12 protein-coding genes are annotated in these 16,156 nt (G+C 36.0%); 6 read left to right on the top strand and 6 right to left on the bottom strand.

Annotated elements, in window-relative coordinates; all coding sequences use genetic code 11:
* The first annotated feature begins 44 nt into the window (after positions 1-44).
* The 6 genes from asnB to secDF all read left to right on the top strand — a co-directional run bounded on the left by asnB (position 45) and on the right by secDF (position 9,995).
* A complete protein-coding gene (gene asnB / locus BXY82_RS13925) occupies positions 45-1,715 on the top strand; it encodes an asparagine synthase B (RefSeq protein WP_133758852.1) in 1,671 nt (556 codons plus the stop codon).
* A 362-nt stretch (positions 1,716-2,077) separates the two neighbouring features.
* Positions 2,078-4,018, top strand: a complete 1,941-nt coding sequence (gene gyrB, locus BXY82_RS13920) for a DNA topoisomerase (ATP-hydrolyzing) subunit B (protein WP_133758851.1) — start codon at positions 2,078-2,080, stop codon at positions 4,016-4,018.
* A gap of 252 nt (positions 4,019-4,270) precedes the next feature.
* Positions 4,271-5,191, top strand: a complete 921-nt coding sequence (gene mdh, locus BXY82_RS13915) for a malate dehydrogenase (RefSeq protein WP_133758850.1) — start codon at positions 4,271-4,273, stop codon at positions 5,189-5,191.
* Between the two features lie 170 nt (positions 5,192-5,361).
* On the top strand, positions 5,362-6,024 hold the full coding sequence (locus BXY82_RS13910; RefSeq protein ID WP_133758849.1) for a hypothetical protein: 663 nt from the start codon (positions 5,362-5,364) through the stop codon (positions 6,022-6,024).
* 143 nt (positions 6,025-6,167) lie between these two features.
* Positions 6,168-6,815 (top strand): hypothetical protein, encoded by a 648-nt coding sequence (locus BXY82_RS13905; RefSeq protein ID WP_133758848.1) that lies wholly within the window; start codon positions 6,168-6,170, stop codon positions 6,813-6,815.
* A gap of 195 nt (positions 6,816-7,010) precedes the next feature.
* Positions 7,011-9,995, top strand: coding sequence for a protein translocase subunit SecDF (gene secDF, locus BXY82_RS13900; protein ID WP_133758847.1), 2,985 nt, complete (start codon positions 7,011-7,013; stop codon positions 9,993-9,995).
* A 328-nt stretch (positions 9,996-10,323) separates the two neighbouring features.
* Here the strand turns inward: secDF and BXY82_RS13895 are convergent, their stop codons facing one another.
* From BXY82_RS13895 to BXY82_RS13870, 6 genes are all read right to left on the bottom strand, one after another.
* Positions 10,324-10,821 (bottom strand): DUF192 domain-containing protein, encoded by a 498-nt coding sequence (locus BXY82_RS13895; protein ID WP_243835853.1) that lies wholly within the window; start codon positions 10,819-10,821, stop codon positions 10,324-10,326.
* Positions 10,821-11,651: a prolipoprotein diacylglyceryl transferase gene (gene lgt, locus BXY82_RS13890; protein WP_133758846.1), complete on the bottom strand. Its 831-nt coding sequence runs from the start codon at positions 11,649-11,651 to the stop codon at positions 10,821-10,823. Before lgt ends, BXY82_RS13895 begins: the two co-directional genes overlap by 1 nt.
* A 173-nt stretch (positions 11,652-11,824) precedes the next feature.
* On the bottom strand, positions 11,825-12,061 hold the full coding sequence (gene yidD, locus BXY82_RS13885) for a membrane protein insertion efficiency factor YidD (protein WP_133758845.1): 237 nt from the start codon (positions 12,059-12,061) through the stop codon (positions 11,825-11,827).
* Positions 12,062-12,138: 77 nt separating this feature from the next.
* Positions 12,139-13,620: a cysteine--tRNA ligase gene (cysS, locus tag BXY82_RS13880; RefSeq protein WP_133758844.1), complete on the bottom strand. Its 1,482-nt coding sequence runs from the start codon at positions 13,618-13,620 to the stop codon at positions 12,139-12,141.
* A gap of 52 nt (positions 13,621-13,672) precedes the next feature.
* Entirely contained in the window at positions 13,673-14,350 is a 678-nt protein-coding gene (folE, locus tag BXY82_RS13875; protein WP_133758843.1) for a GTP cyclohydrolase I FolE, read from the bottom strand.
* 256 nt (positions 14,351-14,606) lie between these two features.
* A complete protein-coding gene (locus tag BXY82_RS13870; protein ID WP_133758842.1) occupies positions 14,607-16,130 on the bottom strand; it encodes an OmpP1/FadL family transporter in 1,524 nt (507 codons plus the stop codon).
* Positions 16,131-16,156 lie beyond the last annotated feature (26 nt).

Below are 16,156 nucleotides of genomic sequence, written 5' to 3'. Positions count from 1 at the left end.
TTTGCCTAACTATTATAATAATTTAATTGTAAAAATATAGAATCATGTGTGGAATTGTATGTGCATTTGACTTAAAGGAGAAAGCTGAGGATTTAAGACCTCAATTGTTGGAAATGTCAAAAATAATCCGTCATCGCGGACCAGATTGGAGTGGTATCTATAATAATGATAAGGCCATTATGGCGCATGAACGATTGGCCATTGTAGATCCAGCGTCTGGAAAACAACCTTTGGTAAGTAAGGATCAACGTTTTGTTTTAGCGGCAAATGGTGAAATATATAACCATAGAGAATTGAGAAAACAATTTCCGGACTATTCTTTTAAAACAGAAAGTGATTGCGAGGTTATTCTAGCATTATATCAAGAAAAAGGAGTTGATTTTATAGATGAAATGAATGGGATTTTCGGCTTTGCCATCTATGATGTTGAAAACGATGAGTACTTTGTAGTACGCGACCATATGGGAATCATTCCGCTTTATATAGGATGGGATCAAAATGGAACTTTTTATGTGGCTTCAGAATTGAAAGCCTTGGAAGGCTATTGTACTAAAATTGAATTATTTCCTCCAGGACATTATTTGAGCAGCAAAGATGGCAAATTTGTACAATGGTATAAACGTGAATGGACAGACTATGAGGCTGTAAAAGAAAATGAGACAAGTATTAAAGTCATCAAAGACGCTTTAGAGGCTGCTGTGCACCGTCAATTAATGAGTGATGTGCCTTATGGTGTTTTACTTTCTGGCGGATTAGATTCATCAGTAACTTCTGCAATTGCTAAAAAATATGCTGAAAAACGTATTGAGTCAGATGACACCCAAACGGCCTGGTATCCACAATTACACAGTTTCTCTGTAGGACTGGAAGGGTCTCCTGATTTAGCTGCAGCACGAAAAGTAGCTGATCATATAGGTACAGTGCATCATGAAATAAAATTCACAATTCAAGAGGGCTTAGACGCGCTTAAAGATGTTGTGTATAACCTAGAAACCTATGACGTAACTACTATTCGTGCCAGCACACCAATGTATTTAATGGCGAGAGTCATCAAATCTATGGGCATTAAGATGGTGTTGTCTGGTGAAGGTGCTGATGAATTATTTGGAGGCTATTTGTACTTTCATAAAGCTCCCAATGCTAAAGAATTTCATGAGGAGACCATTAGAAAACTGAGTAAACTACATATGTACGATTGTTTAAGGGCCAATAAGAGTCTTGCAGCGTGGGGCATTGAAGGTCGTGTGCCATTTTTAGATAAAGAGTTTATGGATGTTGCTATGAGAATCAATCCACAGGACAAGATGATTAATGGTGAACGCATGGAAAAATGGGTAGTCCGAAAGGCTTTTGAAGATATGCTTCCGGAAAGTGTAGCCTGGAGACAAAAAGAGCAATTTAGTGATGGTGTAGGATATAGCTGGATTGATACACTGAAATTAATGGTAGAAAATGAAGTGACTGATGAACAATTGGCAAATGCTAAGTATAAGTTTCCGTTACAAACCCCAACTAGTAAAGAGGAGTTCTATTATAGATCTATTTTTGCAGAACATTTTCCGAGTGATGCAGCAGCCCTTTGCGTGCCCCAGGAAGCATCAGTGGCATGTAGCACTAAAATTGCATTGGAGTGGGATGAGAGTTTTAGAAACATGAATGACCCTAGCGGAAGAGCTGTGGCAAAAGTACATTCTGATGCCTATGTGAAGGCTTAGAGCCGTATTTTTTAAAAAATTAAGACCTCTAAATTTGCGTTCTGCGCCATTTGGAGGTTTTTTGTGTTTATTGGAGATGTTAAAATTCGATAAAACCCCTCCAGACGCATTTTAAGACTGTTTTAAGGCGGTTTTAAGTAATTAACAAATGTTGATAATTTAAGCGCTTACAGTCTCAAATACTTTCAAATGACGTCACTTTTTACTATCTTTGTAAGTATCCAAAAATGATGCGCAAGTATCATTTTTTTTGTGACTTATAACCAGCAGAATTAATTTCGTTGAAAGCGATTTTGGGGGGTAATAATGATACAAATTGGAAATATGATTTAAAATAATAAATAAATAACAGACTATACTATATGAAAGAAGAGTTTAATAAGGATAATTATTCAGCAGACAGCATTCAGGCCCTAGAGGGCATGGAGCATGTACGTATGCGTCCATCCATGTATATTGGAGATACAGGTGTAAGAGGTCTGCACCATTTGGTTTATGAGGTTGTTGACAACTCTATTGATGAGGCTTTGGCCGGACATTGTAATAATATCAGCGTTATAATTAACGAAGATAACTCCATCACCACAGAAGATGATGGTCGTGGTATTCCTATTGATTTACATAAAAAAGAAGGTGTTTCTGCATTAGAGGTTGTAATGACCAAAATTGGAGCCGGTGGAAAATTTGATAAGGATTCTTATAAAGTTTCTGGTGGACTTCACGGTGTTGGTGTGAGTTGTGTGAATGCTTTATCTGAGCATTTAAAAGCCACAGTTTATAGAAAAGGTGAAATTTGGGAACAGGAATATGAGAAAGGAAAGCCAATGTATCCTGTTAAAAAAGTTGGTGAAACTGACAAAAGAGGTACCGTTGTAACCTTTAAACCAGATCCGTCAATCTTTACCCACGTTCTAGAATATAGTTATGACACTTTGGCAAGCAGAATGCGTGAATTGGCATATCTAAATAAAGGGATAACAATCCATTTAATTGATAAGCGTTCCAAAAAGGAAGACGGTTCGTTTGAGGGTGAAACATTTCACTCAGAAGAAGGTCTTAAAGAATTTATAAAGTTTTTAGATGGTAACCGTGAGCCGTTAATTAAAGAAGTTATAGCTTTTGAGGGCGAAAAAAATGGTGTTCCTGTTGAGGTTGCAATGATTTATAACACAAGTTATGCTGAAAACTTACATTCATATGTAAACAACATTAACACGCATGAAGGTGGTACACATTTATCTGGTTTTAGACGTGGCTTAACACATACCCTTAAAAAGTATGCTGATGAATCAGGGATGTTGGATAAATTGAAATTTGAAATTGCAGGGGATGACTTCCGTGAAGGTTTAACAGCTATTATTTCAGTAAAAGTTCAAGAGCCACAGTTTGAGGGTCAAACAAAAACTAAATTAGGAAATAGAGAAGTTTCAGCATCAGTAAGTCAAGCAGTTTCTGAAATGTTGACGGATTATTTGGAAGAACATCCTGAAGATGCTAAAATCATTGTCCAAAAAGTAATTCTAGCTGCGCAAGCACGTCACGCCGCCCAAAAAGCCCGTGAAATGGTTCAACGTAAAACGGTCATGAGTATTGGCGGGTTGCCTGGCAAATTGAGCGATTGTTCAGAACAGGATCCATCAAAATGTGAAGTGTTTTTAGTTGAGGGTGATTCGGCAGGTGGAACTGCAAAACAAGGTCGTGATAGAGCGTTTCAAGCTATTTTGCCATTACGTGGTAAAATCTTAAATGTTGAAAAAGCAATGTCACATCGGGTTTTTGAGAATGAAGAGATCAAAAATATCTATACAGCGTTAGGGGTTACTATTGGAACAGAAGAAGATAGTAAAGCCTTAAATCTGTCAAAATTACGCTATCATAAAGTGGTAATTATGTGTGATGCGGATATTGATGGTAGCCATATTGCTACGTTAATTCTCACCTTCTTTTTTAGATACATGAAGGAATTGATTGAAAACGGACATATCTATATTGCCACACCCCCTTTATATTTGGTCAAAAAAGGACAGAAAAAAGAATATGCATGGAGTGATAAAGAACGCGATGAGCTGGCTGAACAATTTGGCGGTAGTGTAGGTATTCAACGTTATAAAGGTCTTGGAGAGATGAATGCAGAGCAACTTTGGGATACCACTATGAATCCTGATTTCCGCACCTTGCGTCAAGTTCAGATCGATAATGGTGGGGAGGCAGACCGTATTTTCTCAATGTTAATGGGCGATGAAGTTCCGCCGCGTAGAGAATTTATAGAGAAAAATGCCATCTATGCAAATATTGATGCATAAGAGGTATGAATCTTTTAAATGGAAATTTAAAAATTCCATTATACTTAAACATTGATAACAAGAAGCCTCCTTTAAAAAAAAGGAGGTTTTCTCATTTAAAATAACTGTGGTCTGGAAAAATTATTTTCAAGGGATCATAGGGTCGCTACAGTATGAAATATTTTTCTCCTTTTAAGACAATCTTAAATATTTTATGGTTTAAATATGTTAAATTTGTGGAACATTTAATCTTAATTTTTTAAACTTAAACACATGAAAGTTACAGTAGTTGGAGCAGGAGCCGTCGGGGCAAGCTGCGCGGAATATATCGCAATTAAAAATTTTGCAAGTGAAGTTGTTTTATTGGACATTAAAGAAGGTTTTGCTGAAGGTAAGGCTATGGATTTAATGCAGACCGCTTCTTTAAACGGTTTTGACACCAAAATTACAGGCGTCACTAACGATTATTCTAAAACTGCAGACAGTGATATTTGTGTGATTACTTCAGGAATACCACGTAAACCAGGAATGACTCGCGAAGAATTGATAGGGATTAATGCTGGAATTGTAAAGGATGTTTCTTCAAACTTGATTAAGAATTCCCCAAATACGATCATCATCGTAGTGAGTAATCCTATGGATACAATGACTTATTTGGTTCATAAATCTACTGATCTACCTAAGAACAGAATTATAGGAATGGGTGGTGCATTAGATTCTGCACGTTTCAAATACAGATTGGCAGAAGCTTTAGAGGCTCCAATCAGCGATGTTGACGGGATGGTGATTGGTGGTCATAGCGATACCGGTATGGTGCCGTTAACACGTTTGGCAACTCGTAATAGTATTCCTGTATCTGAATTTTTATCAGAAGATAGATTGAACCAAGTAATGGAAGAGACTAAAGTTGGTGGTGCTACACTTACTAAATTATTAGGTACTTCAGCATGGTACGCTCCTGGAGCAGCAGTTAGCGGATTGGTTCAAGCAATTGCTTGCGATCAAAAGAAAATGTTCCCTTGTTCAGTATTATTGGAAGGTGAATATGGATTAAATGATATCTGTATTGGTGCTCCAGTCATTTTAGGTCGTAACGGGATCGAAAAAATTGTAGAAATCGAATTGAACGATGCTGAAAAAGCACACATGCAAGAAAGTGCTGAAGGCGTTCGTAAAACGAATGATTTGCTGTAATTAGAAAATCTATAATAAATTTTAAGTGCCTAAGTGATGCGCTGAAGTCATTTCGTTTCTATGAGAGACTTCAGCAAAGTTGCTCGGGCACTTAAAGTTTTAATTCCGATCTAATTAAGTGGCTAAAGAAATTAATATATTGCCATATAAAATAAAATAAAAATTAAACTATGAAAAAATTACTTCTAATATTAGCCTTCACCTTAAGTGTGACCATATTTGCCCAGGAACAAATTACTGAGGGTGTGGTTGTGTCAAAACAAACCATGTCTAGTGACAATGAACAAATGAATGCGCAATTGGCCATGTTGGGCGATATGATTACAACTACTTATTTTAAGGATGACAAAACACGTTCTGAGACCAGTAACCCTATGACTGGTACATCAATCTTTATTGGGGATGTCGCTACACAAAAATCATTAATGCTAATGGATAACGCGATGATTGGTAAGAAGTATATGGAAACTGATATGACTCCTTCTGAAGCTGATCTTGAAAACATAACTATCGAAAAAACTACTGAAACCAAGACTTTTTTAGGTTATGAATGTGTAAAGTACAACGTGACCATGAAAAAAGACGGGGCTGATGTTACAGGTGCAATTTATGCAACTGATAAATTACACGCCATATCACAACAAACAGCAGCGTTTGGAGAAGATTTTAAAGGTTTTCCTATGTATATGTCCTTAGCGTTAGCGCAACAAGGATTTAATTTAAACCTAGTAACTGAAGTAACTGAGGTAAAAGCAGAAAAAGTCTCTGATGACAAATTCAATATGACGCCACCTGAAGGGTATACAAAAACTGATAACCTTATCGGAATGTAAAGCTTTGTAGCGAAAATAATAGAACCTTAAAACTGTATAAATAATCCCGATAGCTTTCGGGATTATTTTTTATATATTTGCCGCTTGAATGTCCGTTGTAAAATTCCATTTAGAAATCATCTAATGGACATAAATTTTAACTGTTGAAACGTATTACACATATCCATATACACCCGAAATGGTATTTTAGTGCAGCATTGATTTTTATAGCTGTATTGGGCGGTATCTTAGGGCAGCAACAGGCCACGGTTCCTAATCAGGAAATTGTATTGCAATTTAGTGATGCGGACATCTCTACTAGGGATGCGCAACAAACTATTGCCATAGTAGAGCAACAATTGGAGCGCATAGGGGTTGTTTATATTCATGTAAGCGAACAGGAAGATGGTAAAATGGTTATCAGCTATTACAGTGATACCAATGTGGAAAGCATCAAAGCATTGCTTTCGAAACAAAAAGAGCTCGCTTTGGGCCTCGTTTCAAACAAAACTTCTGATCAACCATTACAACTGCCTTCTCAAAATGAATCTTTTGCATATAATCTTGATATTTATGAAATTCAAGATGGTCAAAATTCTGTATCTAATTTAGGAGGTAATTGTGCGGTCGAACTTAAGTCAGGACAATACAGATTTGTAAATCCTAATTTTCACATTCCTTCGGAGAATAGCTATAACGATGACAATGGCCCAATACTTAAAATTAAGGTTGCTATTCAATGTTACATCGCTATAAAAAATGATGATAACTTACATAAAATTCCAGAGGTCAGAGCTGGTCCCCTTACCTAGGAGTGGAAGCGTTCTGGTACGATACATTCTTCTGTTCTATTCTTCTTAACCATTGTATACTACTTAATAGTCGGCTTTCAGTTTGACTTTATACATGGTACGCCAATCGTACATATTCATAAAAAAACAATTGTCAAATCCGCCGTAAATTCTATATTTGCGCGTTAAAAAAATTGACTTAAAACAAATAAAGTAATGCAAAACAAAGGATTAGTAAAGCTGTTTGCTGTATTATTTGGATTGGTGAGTATTTACCAATTATCATTTACATTCAAGGCTAACCAAATTGAAGATCGTGCTGAAGAAATCGCAGCACTTAAATCTGACGACCCTACGCAAAGGGCAGAGGACGAAACTAGATACCTAGATTCATTATCAAATCAAGAAGTTTTTGATTTAGGAATTGCAAGTTTTACCTACAATGAGGTAAAAGATAAAGCCATGAATTTGGGTCTTGACCTTAAAGGAGGGATTAACGTTATTCTTGAAATCTCTGTAAAAGACATCTTAAAAGGACTTTCAAACAATAGTAAAGACCCTGTCTTCAATAAAGCATTAGATGATGCCTCTGAGCTTCAAAAAAATAGTCAAAATTCTTATGTAGAAGACTTTTTTATTGCTTTTGATAAAATCAAAGGGAATCAAAAATTGGCCTCACCTGATATTTTTGCGAACAGAACCTTAAGCGAGGATATCACATTTGATATGACTGACAAAGATGTTCAACCAATTATTGAACAAAAAGTTGATGAGTCTATTGTTTCAGCTTTTGAAGTATTGCGTAAACGTATCGATAAGTTTGGGGTAACTTCTCCAAATATACAAAGGTTGGGCAACACAGGTCGTATTCTTGTAGAGCTACCTGGAGCTAAAGATATTGAGCGTGTTAAAAACCTGTTGCAAAGTACAGCCCAATTAGAGTTTTGGGATGTTTACAGAGGCGAAGAGTTTCTTCCGTTTTTGGCGCAAGCCAATGAGGCTTTAAAGCCATTAGTAAATAAAACTGCTCAAAACGAAATAGCAGCTTCTGAGGTTGTAACAGATACCATTGATGACGCTGATAGTAAAATTAAAGAATTAACAGGGGTGACATCTGCTGATTCTACTGAAGTTGGCGAAAACCCAATTTTAGATTTATTAAGAGGATACGGTTCTGGCGGACCTGTTGTAGCAACATTTGAAGCGAAAGACAAGGATAAAATCATGTCTTACTTAAACAGACCAGAGGTACGCTCATTATTGCCAGTAGACCAACGTTATGTTAAATTTGCCTGGGGTATTCAAGCAAAAGGAAGTGAATTTGTTGATTTATATGCCATCAAAGGCAATAGAGAAAACACACCAGAGTTAAGTGGTGCTGTTATTACGGATGCACGTCAGGCCTACAACCAGAGAAATCAACCTTCTGTAAGCATGCAAATGAACAGTAAGGGAGCCAAGATTTGGGAAGAAATGACTGGAAAAGCTTATGCTCAACAAAGCCAAATCGCTATTGTTCTTGATGATATTGTGTATTCTGCTCCTGGAGTAACTACAGGCCCAATTTCTGGTGGAAATTCAGAGATTTCTGGATCGTTTACGCTTAATGAAGCGATTGACTTAGCTAACGTATTAAGAGCTGGTAAACTTCCTGCTAAAGCGGCAATCGTTCAAGCTGATGAAGTAGGTGCATCCTTAGGTCAAGAAGCTATTGAAAGTGGTACCACATCGTTCTTAATTGCCTTGGCATTAGTATTGGTGTGGATGGTGATGTACTATGGTAAAGGCGGCTTATTTGCTGATATTGCCCTATTATTAAACATCTTATTAATTTTTGGAGTATTATCCGGATTAGGAGCAGTATTGACGCTTCCTGGTTTAGCAGGTATTGTATTGACAATTGGTATGTCGGTTGATGCGAACGTTCTTATTTTTGAACGTATTAAGGAAGAGTTGGCCAAAGGAAAAGGGCAAGCCGAAGCTATTAAAGACGGATTTAGTAATGCTTTGTCTTCAATTTTAGATGCAAATATTACAACCTTGTTAACGGCTATTATCTTATTCGTATTTGGTACAGGTCCAATTAAAGGATTTGCTACAACCTTAATCATTGGTATCGTAACGTCATTATTTACAGCCATATTCATCACAAGATTATTGGTAGATTGGTACATCAATAAAGGTAAAGGTTTAACTTTTACAACCTCTGTAACAAAGGGATTGTTCCAAAACATGAATATTGATTTTATCAATAAAAGGAAAGTTGCTTACGTTATTTCTTCGGTAGCTATTGTGCTAAGTTTATTCTCTTTATTCACTAAAGGATTAGATGAAGGAATTGATTTTGTTGGAGGTAGAACATATCAAGTTCGTTTTGCTCAAGATGTAAATCCTGAAGAAGTTAAAGCAGATGTTTTGGCAGCTTTTGGAAGTGCTGAAGTGAAAACTATTGGAAGTTCTCATCAACTTAAGATTTCTACTAAGTATTTAGTTGATGAAAATACTGCTGAAGCTGATGAAAGGGTACAATCAGAACTTTTTGAAACTTTAAGACCCTACCTTCCAAAAGGGATTACTTATGATGAATTTAAAGTAGGTTCTGATGATAAGAAAATCGGAAAAATGTTCTCAAGTAAAGTGAGTCCAACAATTGCTGATGATATCAAAAAGGAGTCGTTATGGGCTGTTTTAGGATCATTGGTAGTGGTGTTCCTTTATATCTTATTACGTTTCAAGAGATGGCAATTCTCATTGGGTGCGGTTTCAGCTGTATTCCATGATGTGATTATTGTATTAGGAATCTTCTCAATGACCTATTCATTTATGCCTTTTTCAATGGAAATTGACCAAGCATTTATTGCAGCAATCTTGACTGTAATTGGATACTCCTTAAATGATACTGTAATTATCTTTGATAGAATTAGAGAAACTATACTAGAGCGTGGTGGATTTAAAGGTGGTAAGAATATCAACTTTGCAATTAACAGCACGGTCAGTAGAACCTTGAATACGTCTTTAACCACTTTAGTAGTGTTATTGGCGATGTTCTTATTAGGTGCAGACTCGTTAAGAGGATTATTGTTTGCAATTATTGTAGGTATCGTAGTAGGTACATACTCTTCTATATTTGTTGCAACTCCATTAATGTATGACACTTTAAAAGATAAAGGTGAAACATTGGATGAGAATTCTAAAATATAACATCATTTAGAATCTTAGTACAGAAAGGCCACCCAGAGTGGCCTTTTTTTGTGCTCTATAGAATCAAAAAATCTGTAGTTGAAGGATTCTGACAAGACTTGAAAGTTTTAAATAATTGCTTAGAACGCTTTTTTCTAAGGTTTAGTTGTATAATCGTGTTGAAATGGGATTATTATCTTTAAAATGACATTATATCGAGGAGAATAAAAGGACAGCGTCCAATTGTACTGGAAAACAGTAAAGATGACGTTAATTTAACTTACCGAGGGTGGAAACTGGATCTAAAAATAAAAGCTGAAGTTAATATGTGTTTAACTTCAGCTTTTATTTAATCGATTCTTTTGTATTCAATCTTATCACCAACTTCCAGTTGCCATTTATCGGCTAGGCCTGCATTAATTTCCAATACATATTTAGCTGGAGCATCGGAAGGCAAAGAGGTTTCACTAAAAGGTTCTGCATTTTTTTGAAAGCTGACAATATTTTTATTACGGTCTATATAAATAATATCTAAAGCAATTTTGGTATTCTTCATATAGAAAGATTTGTATTCCTCCTCAGGAAATACGAAAAGCATTCCTTTATCCATATCCATTTGGTCACGATACATCAAGCCTGTTTGGGTTTGGTAATCATCATCAGCAATTTCAATATCTAGTGTTTTAACGATGCTGTCATTAGCTTTTTTGAGTATTAATTCCCCTTCCTTCTTAAATTCGACAACAACAGGTTTTATCGTTTTTTGCTCTTCCTTACAACTTTGTAATGGAATGCAGCAAGCACCCAAAGTTAACATTGCTGCTATTTTAAATGCATGTAATTTCATTAGGCGAGTTGTTTTTTTGGTTTGTACATAAACATGAAATATAATCCAATAAGTATAAACGGGATACTGAGCATCTGACCTGTATTGAGCGCTGAGGTAGCAATATATTCATGCTCGCTTTGCGGTTCTTTCATGAATTCTACAAAAAAGCGGATAGCCCATAGTAGGACTAAAAAGAGTCCGAAAAGGAAACCTTGTTGCTCGCTTTTTTTAGTTTTCCAGTAGAAAAACCAAAGTGCAATGAATACAAAAACATAGCAAAATGCTTCATAAAGCTGCGCTGGATGTCTTGGAAAAGCTTCCCCGTTTTGAACAAAAACAACTCCAAAATCAGTGCCTGTTGGTTTTCCTACAATTTCAGAATTTATAAAATTTCCTAATCGTACAAATACAGCGCCAGCCGCTACAGGAACGACCACGCGATCTAGAATCCAGAGCACTGATTTTTTTAATACTTTTTTGTTGTACAGGTACATGGAGATAATCATCCCGATAGCTGCACCATGACTCGCTAAACCTTGAAAACCGGTAAATTCGAAACCGCCTTTAAATTTAACCGGTAGAAATATGCTAAAGAAATCTTCACTGAACAATTCGCGTTGATAAAATATAACATGTCCTAATCGTGCACCCAACATAATACCTATTACAGAATAAATAAATAAGGAATCTAAGGATTCTTCAGATTGATTTTCATGCTTGTAAATACGCTTCATAATAAAGAAGCCTAAAATGAAAGCAACAATCCACATCATACTGTAAAAGTGTAATGTAAAACCAAGAATATCGATGCCTTTGGTAGGATCCCAGACAAATTTAAGTGCGTGCATGCTGTATAATTTAATTAGAAGGGTAAATATAATATTTTGAAAAGTAATAAGCGCGAATGCTTTTAAAATTTACAAAAGCTTTAGGAGGGGGGTGTTATAACTGAGATTATAATAGGAGTTGTAAAGTCAAAAGTTGTAAGTAAATAAAAATTTAGGCAGGAAAACTATAATGCTTAATGTTTATGTTTACCAGGTACTGGATCGTAGCCACTACCGCCCCATGGGTTACAGCTAAGTATACGTTTTGTGGCCAACCAACCGCCCTTAAAAAGACCATGTCGTTCTAAGGCTTCTTTGGTATACTGCGAACATGTTGGTTGATACCTACAGCTTGCTGGTGTTAAAGGCGAGATAAAGTTTTGATACAATTTTATCAACAACAAAAAAGGGTATGTTAAAATTTTCTTCAAAGTCTTAAATTGTTGATTGAAAACTGGTTTATACTAGTGAAAAAAACAGAAATCCCTAATATTTATTGGTAACAAATTTAGTTGGTCGTAAAGGTTGTGCCTTCTTTACCGTCATTTAATTGGATTCCTGCTGCTGCCAATTCATCACGAATTTTATCAGACATACCAAAATCCTTATTAGCTCGCGCTTCTTGTCTTAATTGGATCAATAATTCTACAGCTCCTGAAAGTTTATCCGTTCCATTTTCAGACTCCTTTACATTAACCAATCCTAAAACGTCAAACACAAAAGTATGAATTGTAGATTTTAGCAAATCTAAATCATCCTGTGATAGTGATGCCGTTCCTTCCTTTATCTGATTGATAAATTTAACGGCTTCAAATAAATTAGCAATGAGGATTGGCGAATTGAAATCGTCGTTCATGGCGTCGTAACATTTCTGTTGCCATTCTTTAATGTCGAATGTTGAGGTGCCTGCTGATTTTAAATCGTCCAACGCGTTAATAGCATCCATCAATCGGAAAAAGCCTTTCTCACTTGCTAAAAGACCGTTATTTGTAAAATCTAAAATGCTTCTATAGTGGGCTTGAAGCATGAAAAATCGCGCAACACTTGGTGAAAATGATTTGGTAATATGAGGATTGTCTCCAGTAAAAATTTCGGTGGGTAAGATGAAGTTTCCTGTAGACTTGGCCATTTTCTTGCCATTCATGATCAACATATTGGCGTGCATCCAATAATTCACTGGTGCCTTACCATTGCTGGCTTCTGCCTGAGCAATTTCGCACTCGTGATGAGGAAATTTTAAATCCATTCCACCACCATGGATATCAAACTGCTCGCCCAAATATTTGGTACTCATGGCAGTACATTCCAAATGCCAACCTGGAAACCCATCACTCCAAGGCGAAGGCCAACGCATAATGTGTTGTGGTTCCGCTTTTTTCCACAGTGCGAAATCCTGAGGGTTTTTCTTGTCTGATTGACCGTCAAGCTCACGCGAATTGTGCATCAAATCTTCAACATTACGCTTGCTTAAAATCCCGTAAGGTTTCGTTTCATTATACTTTAAAACATCAAAATATACGGATCCGTTAACTTCGTAAGCGAGTCCTTTATCAAGAATATTTTTGATAATTTCAATCTGCTCAATAATATGACCCGTTGCCGTAGGTTCTATACTTGGCGGTAAAAAATTGAATTTATTTAAGATATTATGAAAGTCAACAGTATAACGTTGTACAACTTCCATGGGTTCAATTTCTTCTAAGCGCGCTTTTTTGGCAATACGGTCTTCGCCAACATCGGCATCATTTTCTAAATGCCCAGCATCGGTAATATTTCTTACAAAACGCACCTTATATCCTAGATGTTTAAGATATCTGAAAATCACATCAAAAGACATAAATGTTCTTACATTTCCTAAATGCACATTACTATATACCGTAGGGCCGCAAACATACATGCCAACGTAACCCTCGCTTATAGGTGTAAATAGTTCTTTCTCTCCTGATAGGGAGTTATAGATTTTGATGTGTTGTTTATTGTAAAGATGCATTGTAGCGTTTTGTTTTATTGAAGATGTCAATTAATACTGTTGAGCGATTTTTTTAGAAATGTGTATCTAATTTAATATAATCTAAAAATTCGCGACGCGTATCCTGATTTTTAAAAGCACCACCAAATTCTGAAGTGACCGTGCTACTCTCAATATCTCTAATTCCTCGGGAATTAACACATAAATGCTTTGCATCAATCACACAAGCTACGTCATCTGTGCCCAAAACCTTTTGGAGTTCCTGTACTATCTGTATTGTTAAACGTTCCTGAACTTGAGGTCTTTTTGCAAAATAGTCTACAATCCTGTTCATTTTTGAAAGTCCAACAACGGTACCTTTACTAATATAGGCCACATGCGCTTTACCAACAATTGGTAACAAATGATGTTCGCAGGTGGAGTAGAGGGTGATGTTTTTTTCAACTAACATTTCACCATACTTATATTTATTTTCAAAAGTTGACGCGTTGGGTTTTTTGTCAGGACTTAGACCTCCAAAGATTTCCTTTACAAACATTTTTGCCACACGTAATGGTGTTCCTTTTAGGCTGTCGTCAGTAAGGTCTAATCCTAAGGTTTCCATGATATGTCTTACATCATCTTTAATTATATCTATTTTTTCATCAGATGAAAGCTTAAAGGCATCACTTCGCATAGGTGTATCTGCAGATGTGCCTACGTGATTTTCGCCCAAAGCATCAATATCTTGTATATTTTTATCTGTATTCATAGTGTTTTTGTAAATCCATCAGCAGCCCTTACGTTGTCAATGGCGTGTTTTAATTGAAATAAGTTGCAAAGATAAACAAATATAAAATCATAGCATTGGCTAAGATATTTTATTGCGAAGTATCGTAGTTATATCTCAATGTTATTTCTGTTTAGTTATTATGGAAGCAATGATTCATTATTCACCTATAGTTAAGAGTACTAAAAAAAGCATCCTTTTTTAAGGATGCTTGGTGGTATACAAGTTAAGCTAATTGTTATAAAGTAAAGCCTAATGTTAAAGTGACATTGTCTACAGTAGAATCTATAAATGCGGCATCAGTTAAACCCACTGTATAGAGTTTTTGGTTATACTCTCTTTGTGAGTGGTCGTAAGCTAAATCTAAGTTTACATTGCCAAAATTATAACCTAAACCTAATGAATAGCCATTTAGGTCTCCGTAGAATGAATCGTTTTTATAAGGACTTTCTTCCAATCTGTAACCACCTCTCAAACTAAGTTGTTTAACCCTATACTCACCGCCAATTCTATACGTGGATGCATTTTTTAATTCATCATCCATTATACCATTCTGTACAGAAAAATAAGGGTCAGATGTGGGTTTGAATTTTGTGCTTCCATGATCTTTTCTCGAATAATCGAAACTGATGAGTCCTTGATCTCCAAAAACATAGGCCAAGCTGCCAGTAATTTTCCCTGGTGTTTGTAGTTTGTAATCTGGGTATACATTTATAACAAATGGATCAATGATTTGGGTTTCACTAGAACCATTTTCATTTCTTACAGTGCCTAAGTACTGTGTCGTTTCTTCAGATATGGTATACCAAGTGGGAGAATTGTAAGATAACCCCAAGCGTAAACTTTCGTTAACCTTTGCAATAGCACCAAATTGAAATGAGAATCCGCTTCCAATAGTAGAAAGTCCATTTTGAAATCGGACGCTTTTTACTAATGAGCCTGCATTAGCGTTGGTTTCATACAAATCCGTAAACTTTTCATAATTAATAAAATGAGAATTTAAATTCAGTCCAAAATATAAGTTATCGCCGTATTGTGTTGAGGCATTAAAACTGAATTTACCATTATAGCCCGTAGAGGCATATGTGTATTCCTGGTCAAAATTGTTCCCAACGATATTTGAATAATAAATAGTATTGTCATCATCATTTGAATTAGGCTCAATAATGTAAGACTCATAACCTAAAAACCCTTGTTGATTGCCAAAACCATAAGCTGTGTTAATTTCAGAGTATGCGGTAGACAAGCTTTCGTTATCTAGGGCAGAAATTTGATCCAATCGTAATCCTTGAGCGTAGCTAAGAAAATAATCACCTATTGATTGGCCATTGTTATTGACCCCTCTCACATTCCAATTATTATCAAAATTAGAAAGCTTATCGTACGCAGCTCCCAAGGCAAATTTGCGCCATGGAGAATTAGAATTCAGATTATTAAAGACAAAAGTGGCTCCGGTTTGATTCAAATCAAATTTAGAATCGGTTGAAGCATTTGCGCCGTTAAAATAATTTAGAGAATTTTTAGTGCTTAAGTTAGAGATGGAAATGGAAGCATGACTTTTTATAAAAATAGAGGACCCCGCTGGATTGATACTAACGGCTGACATATCGCCGCCGAGAGCTCCAAATGCACCGCCCATACTTCTAAAACGAGCGGTTCCTTGAATTTCGTCCTGAGAATATCTAATTGCATCAGTAATATCCTGAGCCATCATATTGGACATAGAAAGAGCCGCTATGAATAGTAAATTTAACTTTTTCATATGATTAATTTTTTAAAATTTTGAGT

The organism is Gelidibacter sediminis (assembly GCF_004364975.1).
In the GTDB taxonomy this organism is placed as follows: domain Bacteria; phylum Bacteroidota; class Bacteroidia; order Flavobacteriales; family Flavobacteriaceae; genus Gelidibacter; species Gelidibacter sediminis.
The sequence above is the reverse complement of the archived record's forward strand: the minus strand, read 5'-3'. Positions and strand labels throughout refer to the sequence as shown.